The 23,768-nt window shown below is 63.2% G+C and carries 27 protein-coding genes; 12 read left to right on the forward strand and 15 right to left on the reverse strand.

Going from position 1 to position 23,768, the window contains the following annotated elements; translation table 11 throughout:
• Positions 1 to 270, forward strand: a 270-nt coding sequence (locus tag NFJ07_RS21780) for an HNH endonuclease signature motif containing protein (protein ID WP_269997759.1), incomplete at its 5' end; no start/stop codon positions are given.
• A gap of 81 nt (positions 271 to 351) precedes the next feature.
• Here NFJ07_RS21780 and pgsA read toward each other — a convergent pair.
• The 4 genes from pgsA to NFJ07_RS21800 form a co-directional block, all read right to left on the reverse strand.
• Positions 352 to 981 (reverse strand): phosphatidylinositol phosphate synthase, encoded by a 630-nt coding sequence (gene pgsA, locus NFJ07_RS21785; RefSeq protein WP_269997760.1) that lies wholly within the window; start codon positions 979 to 981, stop codon positions 352 to 354.
• Entirely contained in the window at positions 974 to 1,582 is a 609-nt protein-coding gene (locus NFJ07_RS21790; protein ID WP_269997761.1) for an HIT family protein, read from the reverse strand. Before NFJ07_RS21790 ends, pgsA begins: the two co-directional genes overlap by 8 nt.
• A 30-nt stretch (positions 1,583 to 1,612) precedes the next feature.
• Positions 1,613 to 3,622: a threonine--tRNA ligase gene (thrS, locus tag NFJ07_RS21795; RefSeq protein WP_269997762.1), complete on the reverse strand. Its 2,010-nt coding sequence runs from the start codon at positions 3,620 to 3,622 to the stop codon at positions 1,613 to 1,615.
• 197 nt (positions 3,623 to 3,819) lie between these two features.
• The gene (locus tag NFJ07_RS21800; RefSeq protein WP_269997763.1) at positions 3,820 to 5,418 is read right to left on the reverse strand and encodes a S53 family peptidase; all 1,599 of its coding nucleotides are present in this window, start codon (positions 5,416 to 5,418) and stop codon (positions 3,820 to 3,822) included.
• A gap of 425 nt (positions 5,419 to 5,843) precedes the next feature.
• Between NFJ07_RS21800 and NFJ07_RS21805 the strand changes: the two genes are divergently transcribed.
• The 4 genes from NFJ07_RS21805 (at position 5,844) to NFJ07_RS21820 (ending at position 9,402) form a co-directional block, all read left to right on the forward strand.
• Positions 5,844 to 7,244 carry a glutamate decarboxylase gene (locus NFJ07_RS21805; RefSeq protein ID WP_269997831.1) on the forward strand — a complete coding sequence of 467 codons (1,401 nt, stop codon included), beginning with the start codon at positions 5,844 to 5,846 and terminating at the stop codon, positions 7,242 to 7,244.
• Positions 7,245 to 7,286: 42 nt separating this feature from the next.
• Positions 7,287 to 8,153, forward strand: coding sequence for a class II glutamine amidotransferase (locus NFJ07_RS21810; RefSeq protein WP_269997765.1), 867 nt, complete (start codon positions 7,287 to 7,289; stop codon positions 8,151 to 8,153).
• 89 nt (positions 8,154 to 8,242) lie between these two features.
• The gene (locus tag NFJ07_RS21815; protein WP_172465612.1) at positions 8,243 to 8,395 is read left to right on the forward strand and encodes a hypothetical protein; all 153 of its coding nucleotides are present in this window, start codon (positions 8,243 to 8,245) and stop codon (positions 8,393 to 8,395) included.
• A 116-nt stretch (positions 8,396 to 8,511) separates the two neighbouring features.
• Positions 8,512 to 9,402 carry a helix-turn-helix transcriptional regulator gene (locus NFJ07_RS21820; protein ID WP_269997769.1) on the forward strand — a complete coding sequence of 297 codons (891 nt, stop codon included), beginning with the start codon at positions 8,512 to 8,514 and terminating at the stop codon, positions 9,400 to 9,402.
• Positions 9,403 to 9,409: 7 nt separating this feature from the next.
• Here the strand turns inward: NFJ07_RS21820 and NFJ07_RS21825 are convergent, their stop codons facing one another.
• The 4 genes from NFJ07_RS21825 to NFJ07_RS21840 form a co-directional block, all read right to left on the reverse strand.
• Positions 9,410 to 10,156, reverse strand: coding sequence for a dienelactone hydrolase family protein (locus tag NFJ07_RS21825; protein WP_269997771.1), 747 nt, complete (start codon positions 10,154 to 10,156; stop codon positions 9,410 to 9,412).
• Between the two features lie 214 nt (positions 10,157 to 10,370).
• Positions 10,371 to 10,694, reverse strand: a complete 324-nt coding sequence (locus NFJ07_RS21830; RefSeq protein ID WP_269997772.1) for a type II toxin-antitoxin system PemK/MazF family toxin — start codon at positions 10,692 to 10,694, stop codon at positions 10,371 to 10,373.
• Positions 10,691 to 10,903 (reverse strand): antitoxin MazE family protein, encoded by a 213-nt coding sequence (locus NFJ07_RS21835; protein ID WP_269997773.1) that lies wholly within the window; start codon positions 10,901 to 10,903, stop codon positions 10,691 to 10,693. Before NFJ07_RS21835 ends, NFJ07_RS21830 begins: the two co-directional genes overlap by 4 nt.
• Before the next feature lie 96 nt (positions 10,904 to 10,999).
• Positions 11,000 to 11,386: a hypothetical protein gene (locus NFJ07_RS21840; RefSeq protein ID WP_269997774.1), complete on the reverse strand. Its 387-nt coding sequence runs from the start codon at positions 11,384 to 11,386 to the stop codon at positions 11,000 to 11,002.
• A 109-nt stretch (positions 11,387 to 11,495) separates the two neighbouring features.
• On the opposite strand from NFJ07_RS21840, the gene NFJ07_RS21845 reads away from it, so the two are divergent.
• The 4 genes from NFJ07_RS21845 to NFJ07_RS21860 all read left to right on the forward strand — a co-directional run bounded on the left by NFJ07_RS21845 (position 11,496) and on the right by NFJ07_RS21860 (position 15,265).
• The gene (locus tag NFJ07_RS21845) at positions 11,496 to 12,101 is read left to right on the forward strand and encodes a DUF6328 family protein (protein ID WP_269997832.1); all 606 of its coding nucleotides are present in this window, start codon (positions 11,496 to 11,498) and stop codon (positions 12,099 to 12,101) included.
• A gap of 160 nt (positions 12,102 to 12,261) precedes the next feature.
• Complete coding sequence (locus tag NFJ07_RS21850) at positions 12,262 to 12,570, forward strand: hypothetical protein (RefSeq protein WP_269997775.1); 309 nt, start codon at positions 12,262 to 12,264, stop codon at positions 12,568 to 12,570.
• Between the two features lie 53 nt (positions 12,571 to 12,623).
• Positions 12,624 to 13,220, forward strand: a complete 597-nt coding sequence (locus tag NFJ07_RS21855) for an SRPBCC family protein (RefSeq protein ID WP_269997776.1) — start codon at positions 12,624 to 12,626, stop codon at positions 13,218 to 13,220.
• Between the two features lie 152 nt (positions 13,221 to 13,372).
• Complete coding sequence (locus NFJ07_RS21860) at positions 13,373 to 15,265, forward strand: transketolase (protein WP_269997778.1); 1,893 nt, start codon at positions 13,373 to 13,375, stop codon at positions 15,263 to 15,265.
• Between the two features lie 211 nt (positions 15,266 to 15,476).
• Here NFJ07_RS21860 and NFJ07_RS21865 read toward each other — a convergent pair whose 3' ends face one another.
• A complete protein-coding gene (locus NFJ07_RS21865; protein WP_269997779.1) occupies positions 15,477 to 15,635 on the reverse strand; it encodes a hypothetical protein in 159 nt (52 codons plus the stop codon).
• A gap of 287 nt (positions 15,636 to 15,922) precedes the next feature.
• Here NFJ07_RS21865 and NFJ07_RS21870 point away from each other — a divergent pair, with 287 nt between their 5' ends.
• Positions 15,923 to 16,285 (forward strand): YegP family protein, encoded by a 363-nt coding sequence (locus NFJ07_RS21870; protein WP_269997780.1) that lies wholly within the window; start codon positions 15,923 to 15,925, stop codon positions 16,283 to 16,285.
• Positions 16,286 to 16,423: 138 nt separating this feature from the next.
• Here the strand turns inward: NFJ07_RS21870 and ligD are convergent, their stop codons facing one another.
• Both ligD and NFJ07_RS21880 read right to left on the reverse strand, forming a co-directional pair.
• A complete protein-coding gene (ligD, locus tag NFJ07_RS21875) occupies positions 16,424 to 17,449 on the reverse strand; it encodes a non-homologous end-joining DNA ligase (RefSeq protein WP_269997782.1) in 1,026 nt (341 codons plus the stop codon).
• Between the two features lie 118 nt (positions 17,450 to 17,567).
• Positions 17,568 to 18,086 carry a hypothetical protein gene (locus NFJ07_RS21880; RefSeq protein WP_269997783.1) on the reverse strand — a complete coding sequence of 173 codons (519 nt, stop codon included), beginning with the start codon at positions 18,084 to 18,086 and terminating at the stop codon, positions 17,568 to 17,570.
• Positions 18,087 to 18,394: 308 nt separating this feature from the next.
• On the opposite strand from NFJ07_RS21880, the gene NFJ07_RS21885 reads away from it, so the two are divergent.
• Positions 18,395 to 19,705, forward strand: a complete 1,311-nt coding sequence (locus NFJ07_RS21885; RefSeq protein WP_269997784.1) for a serine/threonine-protein kinase — start codon at positions 18,395 to 18,397, stop codon at positions 19,703 to 19,705.
• A gap of 26 nt (positions 19,706 to 19,731) precedes the next feature.
• On the opposite strand, the gene NFJ07_RS21890 is transcribed toward NFJ07_RS21885, so the two are convergent.
• Both NFJ07_RS21890 and NFJ07_RS21895 read right to left on the reverse strand, forming a co-directional pair.
• Positions 19,732 to 19,914, reverse strand: coding sequence for a hypothetical protein (locus NFJ07_RS21890; RefSeq protein WP_269997786.1), 183 nt, complete (start codon positions 19,912 to 19,914; stop codon positions 19,732 to 19,734).
• Between the two features lie 84 nt (positions 19,915 to 19,998).
• Entirely contained in the window at positions 19,999 to 20,256 is a 258-nt protein-coding gene (locus NFJ07_RS21895) for a DUF6458 family protein (RefSeq protein ID WP_269997787.1), read from the reverse strand.
• A 234-nt stretch (positions 20,257 to 20,490) separates the two neighbouring features.
• On the opposite strand from NFJ07_RS21895, the gene NFJ07_RS21900 reads away from it, so the two are divergent.
• Positions 20,491 to 20,814 carry a YegP family protein gene (locus NFJ07_RS21900; protein WP_269997788.1) on the forward strand — a complete coding sequence of 108 codons (324 nt, stop codon included), beginning with the start codon at positions 20,491 to 20,493 and terminating at the stop codon, positions 20,812 to 20,814.
• Positions 20,815 to 20,902: 88 nt separating this feature from the next.
• On the opposite strand, the gene NFJ07_RS21905 is transcribed toward NFJ07_RS21900, so the two are convergent.
• Complete coding sequence (locus NFJ07_RS21905) at positions 20,903 to 21,646, reverse strand: polyprenol monophosphomannose synthase (protein ID WP_269997790.1); 744 nt, start codon at positions 21,644 to 21,646, stop codon at positions 20,903 to 20,905.
• 437 nt (positions 21,647 to 22,083) lie between these two features.
• On the reverse strand, positions 22,084 to 23,760 hold the full coding sequence (locus NFJ07_RS21910) for an amidohydrolase (protein ID WP_269997792.1): 1,677 nt from the start codon (positions 23,758 to 23,760) through the stop codon (positions 22,084 to 22,086).
• Positions 23,761 to 23,768: the final 8 nt, after the last annotated feature.

The raw sequence follows: 23,768 nt of genomic DNA on the forward strand, positions 1-23,768 counted from the left end.
ATCATCGCCCGCGACCAAGGCTGCGCCTTCCCCGACTGCACCATCCCCGCACCCTGGTGCGAAGCCCACCACATCACCTACTGGTCCCACGGCGGAACCACCGGAACCGACCAGGGCGTCCTGCTCTGCAGCCACCACCACCACGTCATCCACAAAGAACAATGGACCATCACCACGGACTCCGGCGTGCCATGGTTCAAACCCCCGCCCCACGTCGACCCCCGCCAAACACCCCGACGCAACCACCACTTCAGACCCACCCGGACATAAAGCTGCTATGGCGGTCCGGCCACCGACACGGGGGTTGACCGCCGTCGCGCAAAAGCAGGGCAGGCGCGGGCGAATCACCGCTTAGGCGGGCGTCCCGCCGTCGACGTCTGCCATCGCCTGTTCGCGGACGGCCGCCATCCTTTGGACGACTGTGACGCCCGTGGCGGCGGCGAGTACGACAAGGGTCACCAGCAAGACGACGGGGGGCAACCCCAGTCCGGTCAGGCCTGTGACTAGGAGTACCGAGATGAGCCGCTCCGCGCGCTCGGCGATGCCCACATTGGCGTAGAAGCCCAGCGATTCAGCCTTGGCACGGGCGTACGAAACCACCATTCCGAGCACCAAACAGGCCAGGGACGCAATGGCAATCGCGCTGTTCCCGCCGCCCGTGAAGAACCAGATTGCGACGCCGGCGAAAATGGCGCCGTCTGCCAATCGGTCCAGCGTGGAGTCGAGGAAGTTTCCCCAAGGGCCGCTGCGTCCCTGCTCCCTTGCCATGATGCCGTCTACGACGTCGGACAAAGCGAAGATGGCGATCAGCAGCGAACCCCACCAGAGCTGGCCCATGGGGTAGAGAATCAGGGCGCCGAGAACTACGCCAGCGGTGCCGATGACGGTAACGGCGTCAGGCGAGACCCCCACCTTGAGCAGGAATCGGGCAAGGGGCGAGAACAGCCCGGTGAAAAACCCGCGGGCGTGCCGATTAAGCATCCGTCTCCCCGGACAGATCCGAATCTTCCGGCCAGGCGTCGGCCACCTGTTGGCGGACCTCGTCAAGGGTCTGGGTGATGGCCTTCGTCTGGGCGATGATCGGGAAGAAGTTTCCGTCCCCACCCCAGCGCGGAACTACGTGCTGATGGAGGTGGGCGGCGATTCCCGCCCCGCCGGCCACACCTTGGTTCATGCCCAGGTTGAAGCCGCTCGGGTTTGCCACCTTTCGCAGCACCCGCATTGCGGTCTGCGTGAGCTCCGCCATTTCCGCTGTTTCCTGCACGGTAATGTCCGTGTAGTCCGGAACATGCCGGTACGGGCACACCAGCAAATGACCAGGGTTGTAAGGGAACAAATTGAGCACCACGTAGCACGTCTTGCCGCGGCGCACGATGAGGGATTCCTTGTCCGTGCGGCTCGGAGCCACGCAGAACGGGCAGTCGTCCTGATCTTTGAACTGGTTGGGACCGCCCTTGATGTAGGCAAGCCGGTGCGGAGTCCACAGGCGCTGGAAGGCATCGGGAACACCTGCCAGGCCGAAGTCGTCAGTCACTTCGGCATCGCCCGGATAGTCAGCTGTCACGCCCGTGTTCTCCTGCACTGTTTCCTGCCCCCCGCGGTGTCCGACTCGTCAGCTCTCGCGGTTCTTGACGGCGTCCACAATCCTTCGGACGGCCTCGGCAACGGGCACACCGTTGTCTTGGCTGCCATCACGGAAGCGGAACGACACGGCACCGGCCTCTGCGTCCTCTCCGCCGGCAATAAGGACGAAGGGAATCTTGTCCTTGCTCGCAGTGCGGATCTTCTTCGGGAAGCGGTCCGAGGAAATGTCCACCTCGGCACGGATGCCCGCGGCCTTGAGCTGGCCAACGACGTCGAACATGTAGTCGTTGAACGCCTCCGCCACCGGAATGCCAACCACCTGCACGGGCGAAAGCCAGGCGGGGAAGGCCCCTGCGTAGTGTTCGGTGAGTACGCCCATGAAACGCTCCACGGAGCCGAACAAAGCACGGTGGATCATGACCGGACGCTGGCGGGTGCCGTCGGCGGCCTGGAACTCCAGCTCGAACCGCTCAGGCAGGTTGAAGTCCAGCTGGATGGTGGACATCTGCCAGGTGCGGCCCAGCGCGTCCTTGGCCTGCACCGAGATCTTGGGACCGTAGAAAGCGGCTCCACCTGGATCCGGAACCAGTTCCAGCCCCGAGGCCTCAGCTACTTCGGCCAAGGTACGGGTGGCTTCCTCCCAGGCGGCGTCCTCTCCAACGAACTTGTCTTCGTTCTTGGTGGACAGTTCAAGGTAGAAGTCGTCCAGTCCGTAGTCCTTGAGCAGGCCGAGGACGAAGTTCAGGGTGGTGGTGAGCTCGTCCTTCATCTGCTCGCGGGTGCAGTAGATGTGGGCGTCGTCCTGTGTCATGCCGCGCACTCGGGTCAGCCCATGGACAACGCCGGACTTCTCGTAGCGGTACACAGAGCCGAATTCGAAGAGCCGAAGGGGCAGTTCCCGGTAGGAGCGGCCGCGTGAACGGAAGATGAGGTTGTGCATGGGGCAGTTCATCGGCTTCAGGTAGTAGTCCTGGCCGGGCTTGCGCACGGTGCCGTCGTCGTTCAATTCCGCGTCGATGTGCATCGCCGGGAACATGCCTTCCTTGTACCAGTCAAGGTGGCCGGAAACTTCGTAGAGGTGTCCCTTGGTGATGTGCGGGGTGTAGACGAACTCGTATCCGGCGTCCACGTGACGCTGGCGCGAATAGTCCTCCATCGCCTTGCGGATAATCCCGCCCTTGGGGTGGAACACCGGCAGGCCGGAACCCAGCTCATCCGGGAAGGAAAACAGGTCCAGCTCTGCGCCAAGCTTGCGGTGATCGCGGCGCTCGGCCTCGGCGATGCGCTCTTGGTAGGCCTTCAGCGCGTCCTTGGTGGGCCAGGCGGTGCCGTAGATACGCTGCAGCTGCTGGTTGTTCTGGTTGCCCAGCCAGTATGCCGCCGAGGAGCGGGTCAGGGCGAAGGCGTTCGAGATCAGTTTGGTGTTGGGCAGGTGCGGGCCGCGGCAAAGATCGCACCAGACGCTGTCACCGCTCTTGCGGTCCACGTTGTCGTAGATGGTGATGTCCCCGGCGCCCACCTCGACGTTGACGCCCTCGCCGGCGTCGGCGGCGTCGTTCTTCTTGCCCAACAGTTCCAGCTTGTAGGGCTCGCCCTTCATGGCTTCGCGGGCTTCGTCTTCGGTGACGACGCGGCGCACGAACTTCTGGTTCTGGTTGATGATCTTCTGCATCATCTTTTCGAGCTGGCGCAGGTCTTCGGGAGTGAAGGGCTCGGCGACGTCGAAGTCGAAGTAGAAGCCGTCAGTGATGTAGGGGCCGATTCCGAGTTTGGCGTCCGGACGAAGCTGCTGCACGGCCTGGGCCATGACGTGTGCGGTGGAGTGGCGCAGGACGTTCAGGCCGTCCGGCGAGTCGATGGTGATGCCTTCAACCTGGGCGCCCTCGGGCAGCACTTGGTCAAGGTCCTTGAGTTCGCCGTCGACACGGGCCACTACGACGTCGCGGCGCTCAAAGAAGAGTTCCGCGCCGGTGGTCCCTTCCGTCACCTTGGTCTCTTCGCCATCGACGATGAGGGTGATCTGCTGGGCATCTGACACGGGTGTCTCCTGTTCATTGATAAGGCTTCATAGCTTGTGGCGTACGGGGACCACAGCCAGCCATCGTCCATCGTATCCGCTCAAGCAGGGGCAGCCAAAGCAGGCACGGGCGTGCCGTTTCCTGGCCTGCACACCAATGCTTAGTCGGCGGTGGCCCTTGAGTTCGGCCCTACTGAATCTTGTCGCGGAATGGGCGGTCAGGGCTTGGCCTGCAGCAATGCCAGGAGAGCGCTCCCGTCCGGACTGCCCAGGCCCGTGCAGGGATCCCAGCCGGTCCCGGCATGGTAGCTTCCGTTCGAGCCGGTAGTGATGTCGTGGAAGCCCGACGCCGGTTGGGTGCCGTTTTGGTAGAGCAGTGGCTGGATCAGGCCGAATTGCCTGTTGGTTGCCTGGGCGAGCCGGGCGATCAGAGCCGCCCAGAGCGGGGCCACCGCACTGGTTCCGCCGATCACCATGTCTTTCCCGTCGACGCGCACCTGGTAGCCGGTCTGCGGGTCTGCGACACCGCTGACGTCGGGCACGCCCCTTCCGGCCTTCTTGGGCGCAGGCTTGTGCTTGGCGTGTCCAGAGATGCCCGATTGCCAGGACGGAACCGGAAAGACGTCGCTGTATCCTCCGCCGGTAGCCGAGTTGGGGCCGTCGTTCCAGACAGTTTCCGCGTTGATGACACCTGTCGCGGTGTCTGCTTGAAGGCGGGTTCCGCCACAGGCCAGCACGTGAGGGCTCGACGCCGGGAAATCGGCGTGATCCTTGTTGTCCGTTGCGCCGTCCGCACTGCCGTTGTCCCCGGCTGCGGCTGTCACCGTCACTCCGAGGGCCGCAGCGTCGGCCATGGCTTGGTCGAAGGCCGTCCGGGCTTGGGCGGTCCAGGCGTCTTCGCTCTGGCCCCAACTGATGCTGATCGCGGCTGGGGCGGGGTTTGCATGGGAGGCTGCGACAATCGTGTCCAGGAACCCGGCGTCGGTATTGGGAGCGAAATAGACCACAATGTTGGCCTTTGGCGCCAAGGCGCCGACCACTTCGATATCGAGCAGGACTTCCCCGTCGGCGCCCGCCGGATCCTGCCCCGGCTGGTTGGCCCCGCCGTCGACTCCCACTGCGGAGATGTTCGGCGTGGCGATACCAAGGCCCTGGAAGTAAGTGTCAAGGTCTTGCTGCCCGAACCCGCCGCCCAGCTCGAGGATGGCTACGGTTTGGCCGGTCCCGTCAGTTCCCTCGGGGAAGTTGTAGATCTTTCCCAGCTGGGGCGGGGTGTAGCTGGTACCGGCCGCGGCCAGCGGAATGACGCGGAATTGGGCCCGGGCCTGCGGCCGGTCGTCAAGGCCGAGGACGGCAACTACGACGCCGTCGAGGGCTGCAGGTACTTGGAGCTCTCCGGTGCGATGCCGGTGGGTGACAGCGGCGCCGTCCGGGCTGCGGCTCGTCAGCTCGTCAAGGGACGTCCCGAATATGCTGCTCATCCGCTCGACAGTTCCAGCCAGCCGAATCCTGCGGCTGGCTGCGTCCTGCTCCACAACGTCGAGACCTAGGTTCGCGAAAGTCTGTACAGCCAGATCCAGGTCTGCGGCCGATGCGCCGTATCGGGATGCCAGTTCGTCCCGCGAAAGCGCTGCGGACGGAACTTCGGTCATTTCTTCCTGGCGCCTCAGGATTACCGTCGCCTCGATCCGGCGGGAAGGATCAACGGGACCGAGAATGTCCCGGACGCCCGGAGCGGGAGCCCTCTCTGATCCTGGCAGCGGAACGCTTTGCGTTTGCTGGGGGTTTGAACTTTCGGGGCTGCTCTGATTCGACACTTTTTCTCCTATCGTCGTGCCGCGGTGACAGACTCCGTCCGCGGCCGAACACGGCACCTTTGTGCACTGTTAAAAGGATTCGGGTTGTCATACGTCCCGGTTTTGGGCGATGCATCGTTCGGGTTGGCGTGGAACGCAATGGCTTGGGACGGCCAGTCCCACCAGCGCCGGGGTGCCGGTTCCGCGCGCCATCGCATCGCCTTTTGGCTCTTCTGCTCGCCATGAGGAGACCTCTCTCGGCCTGGCAGTGAGGACCGTAGCCGGCCCTACTTGAGATTATGCCCCCGGACGCGAGCGGGAACCATGCCTTTAGTAATGATGGCCAACGAAGGGCTTGGGCACGGCGGCCACCCGCGGTAGCGTGGGGCCTTGGCGGGCCATGCGACTACAGCGGCCGGCGCTGCGGCGAGTCAAAGGAGCGAACCATCAATAGGTCACACCGAACATCAGCCCATGAACCCGACACTGCAGTTGAGCTGAATCCGGTGTTCAGCCGACCGGGAGAATCCAGTATTTTTCCACGGTTCACCATTCCGGACGGGGAGTCCCTCCCTTCGACTGCCTATCAGGTTGTCCACGACGAAGCCATGTTGGACGGCAACTCCCGCCTGAACCTGGCCACGTTCGTTGGAACGTGGATGGAACCGGAAGCGTCGAAACTGTACGCCGAGACGTTCGACAAGAACATGATCGACAAGGACGAATACCCCCAGACGGCCTTGATCGAGACCCGCTGCTGGCGGATGCTCGCAGACTTGTGGAACGCACCCGATCCCGCCAAGTCCGTCGGCACCTCCACGATCGGTTCCTCGGAGGCCTGCATGCTGGGCGGCCTGGCCTTGAAGCGTCGCTGGCAGCACGCGCGGCGGGCGGCCGGCCTCCCGACAGACAAACCAAACCTGGTCCTCAGCTCGGCCGTGCAGGTGTGCTGGGAGAAATTCTGTAACTACTGGGACGTGGAAGCCCGGTACGTTCCTGTATCAAAGGAACACCAAGTGCTGGACGGCTACGAGCTGGACAAGTACGTGGACGAGAACACCATTGGCGTTGTAGCCATCATGGGCGTGACCTACACGGGGGCCTACGAACCCGTGGAAAAGATCTCGGCGGCGCTGGACGAAATCCAGGAAAAGCACGGCTTTGATGTTCCGATCCACGTCGACGGCGCCTCCGGTGCCATGGTGGCGCCCTTCCTGCAGCGCGAGACTGTCTGGGACTTCCGCCTGCCGCGGGTTGCCTCGATCAACACATCCGGCCACAAGTACGGCCTGGTTTATCCCGGCCTTGGCTGGATCATCTGGCGTGACGAGCAAGCGCTCCCCGAGGACTTGATCTTCCATGTCAGCTACCTGGGTGGGAACATGCCCAGTTTTGCCCTGAACTTCTCACGGCCCGGCGCCCAGGTGCTCCTTCAGTACTACCTGTTCCTTCGGCTCGGATACGAGGGATACAAGTCCGTTCAGGCAACCTCCCAGGACGTGGCGCTCTACCTCTCCGGTGAAATAGGGGCGATGGAGTCGTTTACCTTGTGGAGCGACGGATCGGACATTCCGGTCTTTGCCTGGCAACTCGCCGACGGCTACACGGAGAAGTGGAACCTCCACCACTTGTCCGAACGGCTGCGGATGAATGGATGGCTCGTCCCCGCCTACCCCATGCCGGAGGGACTGAGCGAGATCACTGTCCAACGGATCGTTGTCCGCAACGGTTTCACTCGCGACCTCGCCTCCAGTTTCCTGGCGGATCTCAAGAAGGAAGTCGCCTACTTGGACGGCCTCACTGCACCGATGCCCGCCGGTGGGCAAACCCAGGCGTTCCACCACTAGCCAGCAGCTTCACGTAAGCCGCTTCAAGGAAGGATGCGTGCCATGTGCCGATTGTTCGGCTTGCATGCCGGTTCGCAAGCAGTCCGGGCCACTTTTTGGCTTTTGGACGCACCGGACAGCCTCGCTGACCAGAGCCGGCGCGAGCCCGACGGCGCCGGCATAGGCACCTTTGACGGTGACGGTAAGGCCCACGTGGCCAAACAGCCGCTCGCCGCATGGGAGGACCACGCCTTCGCGCGTGAGGCCAGGGTCCTGAAGAGCACGACGTTCCTGGCCCATGTGCGGTATGCCAGCACCGGTGCGCACACCATGGTCAACACGCACCCGTTCGAGCAGGACGGGCGGTTGTTAGCCCACAACGGCGCCTTCGGCGATCTTGAACGGCTGGATCGGCGGCTGGCTGAGTTCGGAGTTGCGGATCTGGTGGAGGGCCAGACCGACAGCGAGCGCCTCTTCGCGCTGATCACTGCGGAGAGCAGACGAGCAGATGGCGACGTCGGTGAAAGTATCACACAAGCGATCAGCTGGATCGCCAAGGAGCTTCCAGTGTTCAGCTTGAACCTCATCCTGACGACGGCGAGCGACCTTTGGGCAGTCAGGTTTCCGGACACGCATGAGTTGCACATCCTGGAACGCTTGCCTGCCCGCTCCGACGAGGCGGCTCCCCTCGACGCACGGAGCCCCCGCATCCGCGCGCATAGCAAGGATCTGGCCCGTTCCGGCCACGTCCTCATCGCCACCGAACCGATGGATGACAATCCGGAGTGGAGTGAGCTGCCCGCCGGAGCACTGGTCCACGTCAATCCGGACTTAGGCGTGACTACCAGCTACCCTTTCCCGGAGGCGCCGACACATCCGCTCACGCTGTCCGATCTCTCCCCTTCCGCCGCCGCATCCCAGAAGCCATGATCCTCGAAGACAATGCCGCCGTCGGCGTCATACCCTGAACGCCGCGTGTTCAGCGCGTCCACGCACCCCGCCGCACATAAGATCGATCCATGACCGCTGAAGTCGAATCCGAAACCGCCTTCGTCCCGGCCGTGCAACTGGACGGACAAATGAGCATCAACGACGTCCTGCTTGAGTTGGGGCGGGAACCTGTGGTGTATCCGTCCGCGAACGCCGACGCCGGAGATTTCCACATTTTCTAGGACGACGCCGGGTCTCGGACGACGCCGGGGCCATCACCGCTGCTGGGGAATGTCCGCTGATAGAGGTACTGGCAGGGACTCCCTTCCGGCGCAGAAATGTCACTATCGTTGATCGCATGGACAACCGGAACGACGCTCGCGATTTCCTTGCTTCCCGGCGTGCGAAGATCTCCCCCGAACAGGCGGGACTGCCGACGTCCGGCGGCAACCGGCGCGTACCCGGGCTCCGTCGCGGAGAAGTCGCAACCCTGGCCGGGGTGAGCGTTGAGTATTACACCCGGCTCGAGCGCGGGAACCTTGCCGGAGTGTCTGAAAGCGTCCTGGAAGCATTGGCTAGGGCTCTGCACCTTGACGAAGCTGAGAGCGCACACCTGTTCGATCTGGCCCGCGCCGCTGGAACAAGCAAGCGGCAGCGTCGGTCGGCACCACAACAGGTCAGGCCAAGTGTCCAGTTTGCCCTTGATGCCATCACTGATGCGCCGGCATTTGTCCGCAATGCACGCATGGACATTCTTGCCGCCAACAGGCTCGGCCACGCATTGCACTCCGAGATGTACGTCAACCCGGTCCGGCCGGCCAACTACGCGCGCTTCATTTTCCTGGATGAGGAACGGGCGCGGCGGTTCTTCCCGGACTGGGAACTCGCTGCCAACAACATGGTGGCCATCCTCCGCACAGAGGCCGGCCGCGACCCCTTCGACCGCGGACTGAGCGACCTCGTGGGAGAGCTTTCTACCCGCAGCGATGAATTCCGCACCCGATGGGCCGCACACAACGTCCGCCGCCACTACAGCGGTTTCAAGCATTTCCATCACCCCGTGGTGGGCGAACTCCGTCTGCTGTTCGAGGCGATGGAATTGTCAGCGGACACCGGCCTCTCCCTTTTCATCTACCCGGCGGAGCCTGGCTCCCCCTCTGCAGATGCCCTGCGCCTCCTCGCGAGCTGGGCCGCTACCCAGGAAATGGCAGAGCAAGCTCAAGCCGCACCTACTGCAGGTGGAGTGTGACTGCTGTCTAGGGCGTTGGTTGGGCTGCAATCAGGCTGGCCTTCAGCCACGAAACGGCGTGTCCTCTCTGAGCGGACGGAAAAGCGTGGCCGCCGTCGAAGGAAACGAAATCGGCGACGCCTTCCCGAAAGGAACTGACGAGGCTCTGGACGTCCTGAAACGGGAACAGCGGATCTTCCTGTCCGGCGACGATCAGGACACGCTGGTTTTCGATGGCTTGAGCCACCAGATGCACGTCGCCGGCTTTGCGAAGATTGGGCACAAACCAGGCCGGGTTATGGGAAATGCCCTCACGTTCGAAGGACTCAAGTGTCCCGATCCCGCAACTAAGGACCCCGGCACGCAGTCGCGGATCGCAAGCGAGATTGAATAGCCCCACTTGACCGCCCAAGGAATGACCGACTATCCCGAGGGGTCCGGTCACGTCATCGCATGCTTCAAGCCACGAGGTAGCCATGGCAATATCCCTCGTGTGGACGCCCTGCAGCGTTGACCCACCAGCCAGGAGATCCTGCGCATCGCGGTTTTCGGCTAGCCGACCGTCCACTGCGTCACGCTGACGTTCTTCGAATCCGAGGAGGTCCGGGACAAGCGCCGGGACGCCGGACTCGGCCAATTCGGCGGCGAAAGCCATTTGCGGGTCACCTTCAAGCCCGGCAAGCTCGCTCTTTCCCAGGGCATAGTTTCCGGCGTGTTGGTGGACCGCCACCACGGCACCCACTTGATGATCGTCATCGATTGGCCGAAGGAACAAGCAAGGGACCATATCCCCTCCGTCCGTCCAAAGCTCGATCCGCTCCCGCAGGACATTCCCCTGGCGCAGGCGCGGGCCGCGAACTACTTCGTCCGCTACACAAGACCGGATAGGGCCCAGGCCAATAAGTGCGAGGACCTCAGACCGTGCTGCATCCACCACACGGTTCCCCTCAATGTCGGTGCAGTCGATTCACCAGCTGGACCGCCCTCAGCTATGCGATCCCGAGGAAGACCAACAGCGCCCGTTCCACTTCCACAAGCTGGCCAGAGGTGAGGCGCCCTACGCGGGACTGGACGTTGGACCGGCGCACTGTGGTGATCTTGTCGATCATGATGTGGCTTTCGCGGACTAGTCCTGACAGGTCAGAGGGTGTCACCGGGATACGTAACAAAGGGGCGTCCCGGAGGGTTGATGTCATTGGCAGCACGGTCAGGGACTCCGAATCGCTGAAGCGATCGTCCTGAATGACCAGCGCCGGACGTGGCTTCGAGGCGAAGACGCCGCCAGCGACCGTCCAGATCTCGCCGCGGATCACTCCTCTTCGTCCCAGAATACGGAAACGGCGTCGACAAAGTCCTGATCATCTGAATGCCGGTCCGCTTCTGCCACGATGGCACTCTGCCGCCTCGCTTCCTCGGCGAACGTCTTGGCCCGGGTGTCCGGCACCCACACCTGAATAGGCCGGAAGCCCTGCTCCCGCATCCGGCGCCGATACTCACTGACTCGATCCTTCACCGTTCCCATGCCACAATTGTTACATGTAACCGCTTCGGATGGTATAGAGCGATCACACTCGCGACGAAGGCCGCCCCGGCGCCCGGACTAGGCCCTGCTCTTGGCTCACGATCTCGGACCTCGGCCCTCCTCGTCGCCTTGGTCGTCGTCGCGCTCCCGTCGGGTTTCGCCGTCGTCCCTGTCCGAGCGGCCGCCCGCATCGGGTTCCAACTCCCCTGCCCGCCGCAGCCTGTCCTGCGAGACTTCATTGGCCCGCTCGGCAGCCTCCTGCTTGTCCGTAGCCTCTTTGTGCAACCGTTCCGCTTCGCTCTCGGCACGGGCGGCGTCGGCCGTCGCTCGAGCGGCCTCAGCGCTGCGCTCATGAGCTCCGAGGGCATCGGCACGGGCTTTCTCGCGGAGCTCCGCGGCGCGCTTGCGGTCGGCCGCGGTCTTCGCGCGGCGCCCAAAAACGACGACGGCGACGATCAGCGCGATGATTACAATCGCCACCACGATCCAAATCCATAGTTGCCCGTCCATTGCGGCCCTCCTCGATGGACTGTGCTTCCGCCGCCGCACCGGTTCCGCCTTGTGGCCGACGCCGCACATAATAAGTAAGCTTATGATATTCGGGATTGATGAGAGGTTGGTCGAAGGCCATGCGATTCGGGTCGTTTTTCGGGCTGATCGTGGCGATCTGGCTCGTCATAGGAGCGGTAGCCGCCGGCCAGCGGGGCTACTTCAACGCGGTTCCCGCGCAGTGCTCCCAGTTCGCAACGATTTCTTTGAATATAGTTGCCGGTCCACTGAACTACATGGGACTAGACCCTGTGACAGGCTGCCAACTGCCGCGGCCGTCGTGAGCCACCCGGAGGATCCGTTGCCGCCTGGGGCTCAGGCCGACACCAGGCATGAGTCCGAGGATCAGCGGATGGACCGCAACTGGAATGAGCTTCTCCAAGAACTACGCGTCCTGCAGACGGGTGCCCAGATCATTGGAGGCTTCCTTCTGACCCTTCCGTTCCAGCAACGGTTTAGCACCTTGACCGAACTGGAAAAGTGGCTGCACCTCGTGTTGGTGGTCCTGGCGACCATGACGACCGGACTCATGCTGGTTCTCCAGTGTTGCTCTCGGGCCGCCGGCCAGAACCAGAATCAGGCAAGGAGCCAGAAAACCAGCAACCCTAATTCGGGACCCAAAGCGGCCCAGTGTAGACCGCTTGGATAAGGATAGTAAGTTTGCTGATCGATTTTCCTAAATCCATGGACAATAGTCCGCCCGGCCAACTAGTTTCGATGTGGTGGCAGGCTCAATTGGCCTTGGTTCTTGGTAGCCGATTCCTGATTTTCCATCAAGGTTCAACTAGCACGGAAAGGACAGCGCGGACATGGACCAGCACCACGCAGCCGAGGAAGCGGAATACGGCGGCTACGGAACTCCGACCCCCGAACAGGAATTGCCAGGAGGCGAGCCTCCGCAGGCGGATCAACGAAAGGAAGAGGCCGCTTCGGCGTCAGAGGAGGACAGTGACGGTTCAGCCGCCGTGCCCTCGCCCGATGCCGAGCTGGACGATTCGAACACGGAACCCTCCGAGCCCGGCAAGTCTTTTTCGTCCGAACCGAAGGGCGACGCAACAGGGCTGCCCGAGGAGAAGTCGCCAAAGGACGACGACGGCGAAACATTCGACGCTGGCTAAAACGTATTCGCGACAAATCCCGGCAGGAACAAGCTCAAGCAAGGAGCATGAACATGGCTACCGTTAGTCAAATAGTCGACGTGGACGTTCCCGTTTCAGTGGCTTACAACCAATGGACCCAGTTTGAAACCTTCCCGGAATTCATGAAGGGCGTCGAAGCGGTCGAGCAAATCGACGAGACCGCCCTGCATTTCTCCACCAATGTCGGAGGTGTCAAGCGCGACTACAACGCCCAAATCCTTGAGCAGGTTCCGGATTCGCTGGTCAGTTGGGCCAGCATTGATGGACCGCGCCATGCAGGGACTGTACGTTTCGAGCCGCTTGGTTCGGATAGCACGCGTGTCAGTGTGGAGATTGAATGGGAGCCTGAGAGCCTCGCCGAAAAGGCGGGTTCGCTGGTAGGTATCGACGATTTGCGGGTTTCAGCCGACCTCGACAAGTTCAAGAAATTCATCGAGGCGCGCGGCTACGAGACGGGCGGCTGGCGAGGCTCCATGGCCGACGGCGACGTCGACGACGCCGGGGCAGAACCCCACGTCGGGCAGTACACCGAGGGCGACTACGGCACCGAGCGCGTCTCGGACCTCCCCGCTGAACGGATCCAAGGCGACTACACCGCGGAAGAAACACCGCGTTCAACCGAGCAGTGAGCAAACAATGAGCGAGTTCCCTCCCGACCCAACGCGGGACCCGGACCTGCCCTTCCCGCGCTCGCGACCTTTGGGAGAGCCGCCCCTCACGATCGTGTAGTCCCGCCGAGTGGGACAGGCCGCCCGCTCGGAGTGAATGAAAGGGAACTGAGATGTCAAAAGACCAAGAAATGCAGCCCGCACCATTGGAGGCCGGAGATGCGGATTTCATCCGGGCACTAGCCACGCAATTGCGTGTGGACTCCATCAGGTGCAGCACCCGCGCCGGCTCGGGTCACCCCACATCGTCTTTGTCGGCCGCGGATCTCATGGCCGTCCTCCTCACGCGGCACCTGCGCTACGACTGGGAACGCCCGTCGTTGCCGAACAACGACCACCTCATTTTTTCCAAAGGACATGCTTCGCCCCTTCTGTACTCCATGTATCGGGCCGTGGGCGTAGTCGATGAGGATGAGCTGCTAAACACCTACCGTCAATTCGGCGCCCGACTCCAGGGCCACCCGACCCCGGTGCTGCCTTGGGTTGATGTGGCTACCGGCTCGCTGGGACAAGGGCTGCCGGTTGCCGTCGGGGTAAGTATCGCAGGACGGTACCTGGACAAGCTGCCTTTCCATACATGGGTGTTGTGCGGAGATAGCGAACTAGCTGAAGGTTCCATCTGGGAGGCCCTGGACAAGGCGGCCTACTACAGACTCGGCAACCTCACCGCCGTGGTGGACGTCAATCGGCTCGGCCAAGACGGTCCGACCGAATTGCAATGGGACATGGACCGCTATGCCAGGCGCGTAGAAGCATTCGGGGCCCAAGCCCTCATCATCGACGGTCATGACCTTGGCCAGATCGACGACGCCCTGGGCCGGGCGCGCAGCGATCCTGACAAACCGACGGTCATTCTGGCCAAGACGATCAAGGGCAAAGGTGTGCCTGAGATCGAAGACCAAAACGGCTGGCACGGCAAAGCGTTACCGGCAGACATGGGCGAGAAAGCCATAGCCGCCCTTGGCGGGCCAAGCAGCGTCCACGTGACCGCCCGCCCTCCGGAACCGGGTACGCCGGCAATCACGCCGGACACCCAAGCTGCGGTCACACTGCCGCAATGGAAGGTTGGCGATAAGGTGGCGACCAGGGCCGCCTTCGGCGCCGCCGTGTCCGCGCTTGCGGCCCGACCCGAAGTGGTGGTCCTGGATGGAGAGGTGGGGAATTCCACCCACGCCGGGGACTTCAAGGAGGTGGCCCCTGAGCGGTATTTCGAAATTTTCATTGCCGAGCAGCAACTCGTTGCCGCCGCCATCGGCCTATCGGTTCGCGGCTACGTGGCCTTCGCCTCAAGTTTCGCGGCTTTCCTGGTTTCGCGGCCATTCGACTTTATCCGCATGGCCGGAGTCTCCGAGGTGAACATCCGGCTCGTCGGCACACATGCGGGCGTTGAAATCGGGCAGGATGGTCCTTCGCAAATGGCACTGGAGGACATTGCAGCCATGCGGGCAGTGCATAGTTCCACGGTGCTCTATCCGGCCGACGCCCCCTCGACTGCGCAACTCGTGAGCACCATGTCAGACATGCCCGGCATCTCCTACCTGCGCGCCACTCGTGGAGCCTATCCCGTGATTTACGGACCGGACGAGCAGTTCTCCCCCGGCGGCAGCAAGGTCCACGGAGCCAGCCCCGACGACCAGGTAGCGCTCGTCGGCGCCGGCGTCACACTCCACGAATGCCTCGCAGCTAACGAGCAGCTCGCCGAGTCAGGAATCAAAGCCCGCGTCATCGACCTCTACTCCATCAAGCCGATCGACGTCGACACTCTGCGCCGGACGTGCCTCGAAACCGGTGGCCGGATTGTTGTCGCGGAAGACCACTACGCGCAAGGCGGCATCGGCTCGGCCGTCCTTGAAGCCCTCGCGAGTGCAAACACCCCCAAACTCCATATGGCACTGCTCGCCGTCAGGGAACTTCCGGGTTCCGGCGAACCCAAGGACTTGCTCAACGCAGCCGGTATTTCCGCACGCCACATTGCCGCGGCCGCACGCGACCTCGTCATGGACTGACAAGCAACAACGCGACGGCCGCAATTGTGTTCGCGTCACAAATCGTCGTTTCGATGCCATATTCATCTTTCTGATCCTTAAGCGGTGAACAATCCGGGCGCCCTCATTACTATCGAGAGTGGATGGGGGCGAATTCCGGACTCAGCTGGGAATTGCCGGGATGAAATATCAGGAGCTGGCAGTGTCGGAACCTTTGGAGTCTCAAGACCCACTAGTCGAGCCGGAGCCGGTTCGGGTTTCCGCGGGCGGATGTGACAGCCTCGCAGGCCTGCGCGAGCAAGCGCAGGACATCATCGACGAAGTCCTGAGCGGAACCGAGCCTAGCGGAGAACATCTCCGGGCAAAACTCCGGTCCAGCATTGCCCGACACCCCGGATTCCCGGAACTTGCCCTGCTAGAGCACCTGATGAATCGGGCCAGCGGCAGCTGACTCGCTTGTCCTGGGTTACCTGCGGCCCGGGGGTTGCACACGTTTTACACAGCGTTTACCCAACCGGTCTTGTTAGCCTCAACGGAGTTAGCACAGACTGAATATCACGTGATAAACGATTCACGGTGGTTGTTCAACCAGAGCAGCGGACGAGGAATGCAGCGATGCTCCGTCCCGCTCGGTAGCGAAGTCGCTACCGGTGGGATCCGCAGACCGGGAGGGTGGCAGTGGCCGGCATATTCGAAGTGTTTGTTGACGGGGAGTCCTTTTTCAGGTTCCGCCTCAAATCACCTGACGGAGTGGTCATAGCTGTTTCGGCGCCGTTCGAGGACAAGCACGCGGTTGTCGCCGGCATCGCCGCCGCGCGGGAGTGCGCAGGCATGGGACTGGTCACCGACCTTTGCCCGGCGGCGAGCGTACGGGAATCCACCGCGACCGTTCGTCCGAGCGCAATTCCCCAGAGCACAGTTCCGCACGGCGCAATTCCGCAGACATGTGAGGAGCCGCGCAAGACGGGCGACGGATTCCGCACCCGCGCCAGGGAACTCCGGCGAGCGGCAACCGCGCCCAGATGGACCGGCGCGGCGTAACAGGTCGATCAATGTCAGGACCGACGGCGCACTGGGGGACTCACCTGGGTCTCAGCAGGCGAGATGCGCCGCCGGCCGTTTTGGTCCAGCCCTAATTCTCCCACTGTTTTCCCATGATGCACAGCAAGGCTTCGCCCTTCAGCCAGTCGTGCGGCGCGCTCGACTCGGCTGTACCCGCGGCGGCTCGCCCGGCATCTTTGGGTAGTCAGGCGGGAACGGCATCTCCCCGAGCCCCGCGCCGACGTCGCGTTCCCACCATTGAAGCAGGATGTCGATCTTCCCCGCTTTGGAATTCATGTCACTCCACGGATCGCCAACGGCTTTCAACCTGCCGGGCACGGTGAGGATGGTGAAGTTCCTTGGATCCGCCGATTCGAGTTCGTCCCATGTGATGGGACACGAGACGGAAGCATGTGCGAGCGCCCTCGGGCTGTAGGCGCCGGCTATGGTCCGGTCACGGTTGGCTTGGTTGAAATCGACGAACACCCGTTCACCCCGTTCTTCCTTCCACCAGGCCGTGGTGACTCTGTCCGGCATTCGGCGCTCGAGCTCCCGGGCGCCGGCAATCACGGCATGCCGTACGTCCAGGAACTCATGCGAGGGCTCGATCGGGGCATAGACGTGGAGCCCACGGTTTCCGGAAGTCTTGATGAATGTAGTCAGCCCGGCCTCCGAGAGAACGTCTTTCAGCTCAAGGGCAGCGCGAATCGCGTCGTCGAAATCTGTTCCGGGCTGCGGGTCCAAGTCAATCCGCAGTTGGTCAGGGTTGTCCGTGTTTTCGACCCGTGAGGGCCATGGGTGAAAGACCACCGTGTTCATTTGGACGGCCCACACGGCAGCAGCTGGTTCATCGAGCACCAATTGGGGATGCGAGCGCGCACTCGGATAGACAACCTTCACGGATCGGATGAAGTCCGGTGTCCCTTTGGGCGGATTCTTGGAGAAGAACTGTTCGCCGTCGATGTTGCCCGAAAAGCGCTGCAGCGAGACCGGCCGGTCTCCGTTTGCAGAGATGAATGCTTCTCCGACATCAACGAAGTACCGCGCGAGATCCAGCTTGGTCAGGCCCAGCTCCGGCCAAAGGACCCGGCTAGGACTGGAGATCCGTATTTCTCGGGGACCGTTCGGTCCGTCAACGGTGAGAGTTGTTGCTTCGGTAGCCATGGGGTCAAGCTACTCCGGCGTTGCCCCCGGTGTCAGCACCATCCAGTAGCGGGAGGGCCGAATCGACCCTCCCGCTAAGGGATGCGGGCGCCGGAGCCAGCCTTCTGGCGGGGAACCCCTAGCGCTTATCGGCGTCCGAGTTGCCCTCAGCGTGGGCACGGTCCGGCTTGTGCTGGTCCTCGCCCTTGGACTCGTGGTCCGCCTTGCTGTGGCCAGCGTCGTCGTCCTTGGCTTCCTTCATTCCGTTGTCGTCACGATCAGCGGGCTGAACCGCCGGGGTTTCGGACGAAGGTGATGCCTCGGTAGGAATGTGTGCTGGTGAACTCGGAGCGGGCGCCGGGGCGCTGGGCTCCTGCTCAGCTGGCTCCTCAGTTGCGCGAGCCGACGACGATGGACCCGAGGGCTCCGTCTCGGGAGCCTTCGCAGGAGGCACCGCCGTCGTCCGGGGAACTGTTGTCGTCGGGGAGACCGGAGCCGCCGACGGCGACGGGCTGCCGGATGCGGTGGACGCAGGGGCCGGCACTTCCGTGGTGGTGATGCTGGTAAAGGCGGCGGCGCCGCCTCCTGCTGCGATGGCGCCCGCCGTGATCATGGTGATCACGGCTTTACTGGCTGCAAGGCTGGTCAGAATAGGCATTGGAGACCTCCGGAATTCTCTTCTTGATTGCTCATTGGATATTTCACGGACTGGGTTGCGGTTGCCTCACCGCGCGTTCCGGTAGTCGGAACTCCCGCAGCCAACGTAGGCACATAAGCGGCCGGATTTCAGCCCTTCGGACGGCGGATCGAGCCTTTGTTAACCTGCTGTTCACCTTGCGGGAGAACTTTCGGCGGATCCGTAACTTTCCCTCTGCGCGGGACGATTACCCCAGAGGGGACGAATGTCCATGGCCGTGCAAGGGGGCCTAGACTGTACGGGCTCCGTCGGTTCGAAGAAAGCGAGGCGTGACCGTGCCGGATGATCCCGTCACTGGAGACAGCGGTGCTCTTGTAGCAGGTCGATACAGGCTGGGAACCCTGATTGGCCGCGGCGCGACGGCGTCGGTGTACCGGGCCCAGGATGAGAGGCTAGGCCGCGACGTGGCGCTGAAACTCTTTGCTCCCCTGCTGGGAGGTCCCGATGGGCTTGCCCGGCATGAAAACGAGATGCGGCTCCTGGCGACATTCAACCATCCCTCGCTCGTGACTCTCTTCGACGCCGGCACTGACCACCGGGACCCGGAGCGTCCCCGGACATTCCTCACCATGGAACTGATTCACGGACCGGACCTGCATGCCAGATTGCGGGGCCGTCCGCTGGAGACCCAGGACGTAGCCCACATCGGAGAAGGTCTGGCTTCGGCCCTGGGGTATGTGCACGGGCGCGGGATCATCCACCGCGATATCAAACCTGCGAATGTCCTCCTGGCTGATGCTCCCGTAGGGTCCCCCATCCGGCCCAAACTCACGGACTTCGGAATCGCCCGCATCATCGAGGGAACGCGCCTGACCGCAACAGGCACCATGGTAGGAACCGCCGCGTACCTCAGCCCGGAACAGGCCACCGGCTCTGCGCTCGGACCGGCTAGCGATATCTACTCCCTTGGACTTCTCCTCCTCGAATGCCTGACCGGAAAGCTCGAGTACCCGGGAACCAGTGTGGAGTCGGCCGTTGCGAGGCTCCACCGGCCACCCCGTGTGCCGGAGGCCCTTGGGACGCGGTGGATTGAGCTCCTCACCGCCATGACATCGACTCAGCCTTCTGGACGGCCTGGCGCACTAGAGGTTGAGCAAACACTCCGGAGTGCCTTCAGTTCCGGCGTCCCAGCGGCGACGCCCGTTGGCGCCAACGGAGCCACGCAGACCCTTCCCCGCATGCCCGACCGCCCGCCCCGCACAGCCAAGGCAACCATCCAGATGCGGGTGCAGCCCGCGGCAATGGCGAGCGAAAGCGCGGGCGATGGCTCCGTCGTCGTGACGCCCGCACGAAACAGGCGCCAACGGCGAGGGAAACCGCTAAGCCGCGCGCGCAGATCGGCATGGGCTGTCGGGGCCGCACTTCTTACCACCGCCCTCGTGGTCATTGGTGTGAGCGCCTTCCAGCCGCCTGCTCCCGCCGCCCCGGACCCGTCCGTCTCGGCAACTCCCACCCCCACGCCCAGCACCCCTACGCCAACGCCCTCAGCGAGCGTTGAGCCATCGACGCCGGTTGCGCCGGTTCCTGTGGCCCCGGCCCCGGGGCGCCACAAGGGCAGCGGCAAAGGTAACGGCGGTTAGGAACCGGTGCCTGAGCTGAGGACGGACTAGCTTGCCGGGTCGTACATGAACTCGCGGAGCTCCTGCGGGCAACGGCAGGCCACCGCGATCTTCCTCGCCCACTCGACCGCGTCCCCGCGCGTCGGCAGTTCCAGCACCGTGAACCCACCCTTGAGTTCGGAGCCCGGATAGATATCGGTGCTCACCGAGCCGTCGGCGGAAACCAGCACGGGATCGGTTTCCTCCTAGATCCCGCCGCCGAAGACGTAGCCTCGATGGTCCCCCGCGGGCGGGCCGGACGGCAACGACTGTTGCTAGATTCCGCCGTCGCGGCTGTCCCGGGTCACGATGCGGTCCCCCGTGACCGGGTCTACTGTGGCGCGGCTTTCGCTGATTCGACGGGTCCGGCGCGGGCCGAACACGAAGAGGGAGACGATCAAGCCGATGACGCCGACGACCATGAGGATGTAGCCGACCATATGGAGGTCGATGAATGACACGACATCTCCGGGGATGGCGAAGGCCAGAATGGCGCCGATGGCGATAAGGAAGATGGATGATCCGATACCCACTGCTGTACCTCCTGCTGAACCGCGGTCCCGGCGGTGGCGGGTAATACTAAGCTTACTTGGTATCGCCAAAATTACACGCCAGGACTCCATCCGGCAACCACATGCAGCGGATCGGGCATCGGCGCGGCACGGCACGGCACGGCAGAGAAAAACGCTAAGGGTGCTTTGCGTTTTTGGTAACCTCCGGGTACGGTCCGTTAAGGACCACGTGTCTCTATTGGGGGAGGTCAGCGAATGGCAGGCAAGTTTGAACTTTTTGTCGATGGCCGGGACCGGTATAGGTTCCGGTTGAAGGCCGCGGACGGGACTGTCATGGCAGTCTCCAAGGATTTTGATACCAAGCGTGCCGCAGTGGTGGGAATCCGCGAAGTGCGGGCATGCGCGGGAATGGGACTGATCACAGACCTATGCCCAAGCCAGCCGGCAGCATCCGGACCGCCGGAAATCTCACCGCCAGCCCTGGCCAGCGCGGGGCCACTCCGGGTCCGGAATTGGCTGGGCCGAACCTTGATCGTGCGTAGGCGCGGCCGCAAGCGCTGGCTGAATCTGGTCAAATAGCGCCGAATTACAGAAGTCGAACCGCGGAAAAGGCCGGGACTCACTGAGTCCCGGCCTTTGTCTGTTTGGCCTACTTTGAAACTGTGGCCTACTTTGAGACCTGGGTCTTCTTTCCGGTCAACGCGGCCCAACGGGAAGCCAGCCCCCACTTGGTGACGTTGATCATGGCCTCAACAACAATGTTGCCGCTCATCTTGGAGGCCCCGAGCTCGCGCTCCACGAAGGTGATGGGGCGTTCGACGATCTTCAGGCCAAGCTTGGCGACCCGCCACGCCAGGTCCACCTGGAAGCCGTAGCCAACCGATTCGACCTGGTCCAGCTTGAGCGCCTCAAGGGTGCTACGGCGGAACGCACGGTAGCCTCCGGTGATGTCTTTGATCTTCAAGCCGAGCATGAGCCGGGCATAAGTGCTGCCCGTGCGTGAAATCGCTTGGCGGTAGAGCGGCCAGTTCACCGTGCCCCCGCCCGGAACCCAGCGTGAGCCCATGGCGAGGTCGGCGCCGTCGTTGATCGCATCCAGCAGCAACGGCAGTTGCTCGGGCTGGTGCGAACCATCAGCGTCCATCTCAACGAGGACGTCGTAGCCGGCGGCCATACCCCACTTGAATCCGGCAATGTACGCGGCCCCGAGGCCTTCCTTGCCCTTGCGGTGCAGGACATGGACCTGGCTGTCCTCGGCGGCGATGCTGTCGGCGAGCTGTCCCGTGCCGTCAGGGCTGTTGTCGTCGACAACCAGGACGTCGGAGGCGGGTACAGCCGCGCGCAGCCGTCCGAGGGTCTTGGGTAGCGATTCCAGCTCGTTGTACGTGGGGATGATCGTCAGGACACGCAAGAAGAGGCCTTTCCTTGATGGAGCGGTCAGTGGGCCGGAGCAGCAGCGTGGCTGGCATTCAGGCGCAACTCTCCATTATAGGACGACAACTTGACGTACCTAGAGCCATCTGTGGCGTCCGCCACACCGGTCGCTCTTGGCCGCGGGCAGGTCCACAAGCCCAGGTCCAGTGCCGGCCCGCGTGTTGAAGTCGAGGCCGAACCGTTTTCTGCAGCACAGTGGACCTGCCCACTACGAGTGCCCCGGTCTTGGAAAACGGGTCCGTTGACTGATTTTGACGACGGAACCGACCGCGGCCAGACCACCAGGTATTCCCTGTGGCAGCCTGTTGACCTCAAATGCTACGGACTTCACAAATCCTGTCAAGCGCCGCCTGAGCTGGGGCTTTATTCATACACGCAGGTCAGGGGCCCTCAGGACCAGCAAGCTATCTGCAACTATGACCGCAAAGTTTCACTCGTGAAGATCTCCTGGCCTTCGCGCACGGTCTGCAGGCAAGCGGGATCGCTACCGCTGTCCAGCGCGGGGAGGAGGGGCGTTCGCGCGCGTGGATCAGTGGACCAGGACTGGACGCGGTCGTCGGCCACTTGCACCATCAGTTCTTCGACTTCCCACACCGCAAAACTTGCAGGGGCGCCGGGGACCAATTGCCCCATGAGCGGATTGCGCTCCTTGCTGGCCCGCCAACCGGCCCGGGTGTGTCCCAGGAATGCAGCCCGCGCCGAGATGCGTTGATCCGGATTGCTGTGCTCCAAGCATGCCCTGACGCTGGACCACGGGCGCAACGGGGTGACCGGGCTATCGCTTCCAAAGCACACCGGCACGCCGGTGGAGTAGTACGAAGCGAACGGGTTCATGGCCAGGCTTCGCGCCCCCAGGCGCTGCTCGTACAGTTTTCCGGCCCCGCCCCACGCGGCATCGAAAGCGGGCTGCGCGCTCACTGTAATCGAATACTTCGCAAGCCTGGCGAGATCGCCGGCATCCGCCATTTCCACGTGCTCTAGGCGATGCGCAGCGGCACGGACCCGCTGCTCCCCCACTTCCGACGCGGCAAGGTCGAAGGCATCCAGCGCCGTCTTCAGGCCCGCGTCGCCAATGACGTGGAAGCCTGCCTGGATACCGAGCGTCGAACAGGCCGCAATGTGGCGGGCGGCTTCGTCGACGGACACATAGAGGCTTCCGCGGTGGCCCGGCGCGTCGGCGTAGTCTGCACTGATGGCAGCCGTTCGCGATCCGAGGGAACCATCGATGTTCAAGTCGCCGGCCAGGCCAAGAACGGGCACGTCCAAGCCTTCAAGGATGGCAGCGGCATGCTCGGCGGATGTGGCCAGTTCGCCCCAATAGGGAAGGATTCCGGGGACACCTGCCCTACCCCCGTTCCGCGATTCCGAGTTCCACGACGTAGACATCCGAAGGTCTTCCACACTGCAAATGTGCGGGGCCGCCATTTCGGCCAATGCGACATAGCCGTTGGCCGCAGCCTCGCGAAGGGCCAGTTCCTGGTATCGGCGGCGTTCGGTGTCGGGGAACTGCCTGGCGACCAGCCGCGCGGCGGTGTGGGCGACCCTTAGGACGTGCGCGGAACCGTCGTACCCGTCAAGGCCGTCCAGGCCCGCGGCGGATGCCAAGGAGGATGAGGCAAGCGCCGAGTGCGCATCCACGCGCGCCAGGTACACCCTGCGCCCGCCTGCGGCACGGTCGAGCTCCTCTGGCGGCGGCAGCGTCCTTTCCTGCCACACCGACTCATCCCAACCATGACCGAGTACGGCGCCGGTCGCGCCAAGATCCCTGGCGGCCAGGGCGACGGCGTCGAGCAGTTCCCGTGCCGAGTGGACACCGGCCAGTTGGAGGGAATCGGAAGCAATTCCGGTCTCCGTGAGGTGCATGTGGGAGTCTACGAAACCGGGCGCCAGCAAGGCTCCCCGCAGATCGATGACTTCCATCGAAGAATCGGCAATCGACGTAGCTGCCTGTTCCGAACCGACCCAGGCAACAGTGTCTCCGTCAACCAGCATTGCGGTCGCGAAGGGATCAGCGGCGGTGTAGACGGAGCCGTTCCGGTACATTGTGACCTTGCGGGGCCGGGTATCGGCGGGCACGCCTGGATGGGTCATGGAAATGC

Source organism: Arthrobacter sp. B2a2-09 (genome assembly GCF_027587375.1).
In the GTDB taxonomy this organism is placed as follows: domain Bacteria; phylum Actinomycetota; class Actinomycetes; order Actinomycetales; family Micrococcaceae; genus Arthrobacter.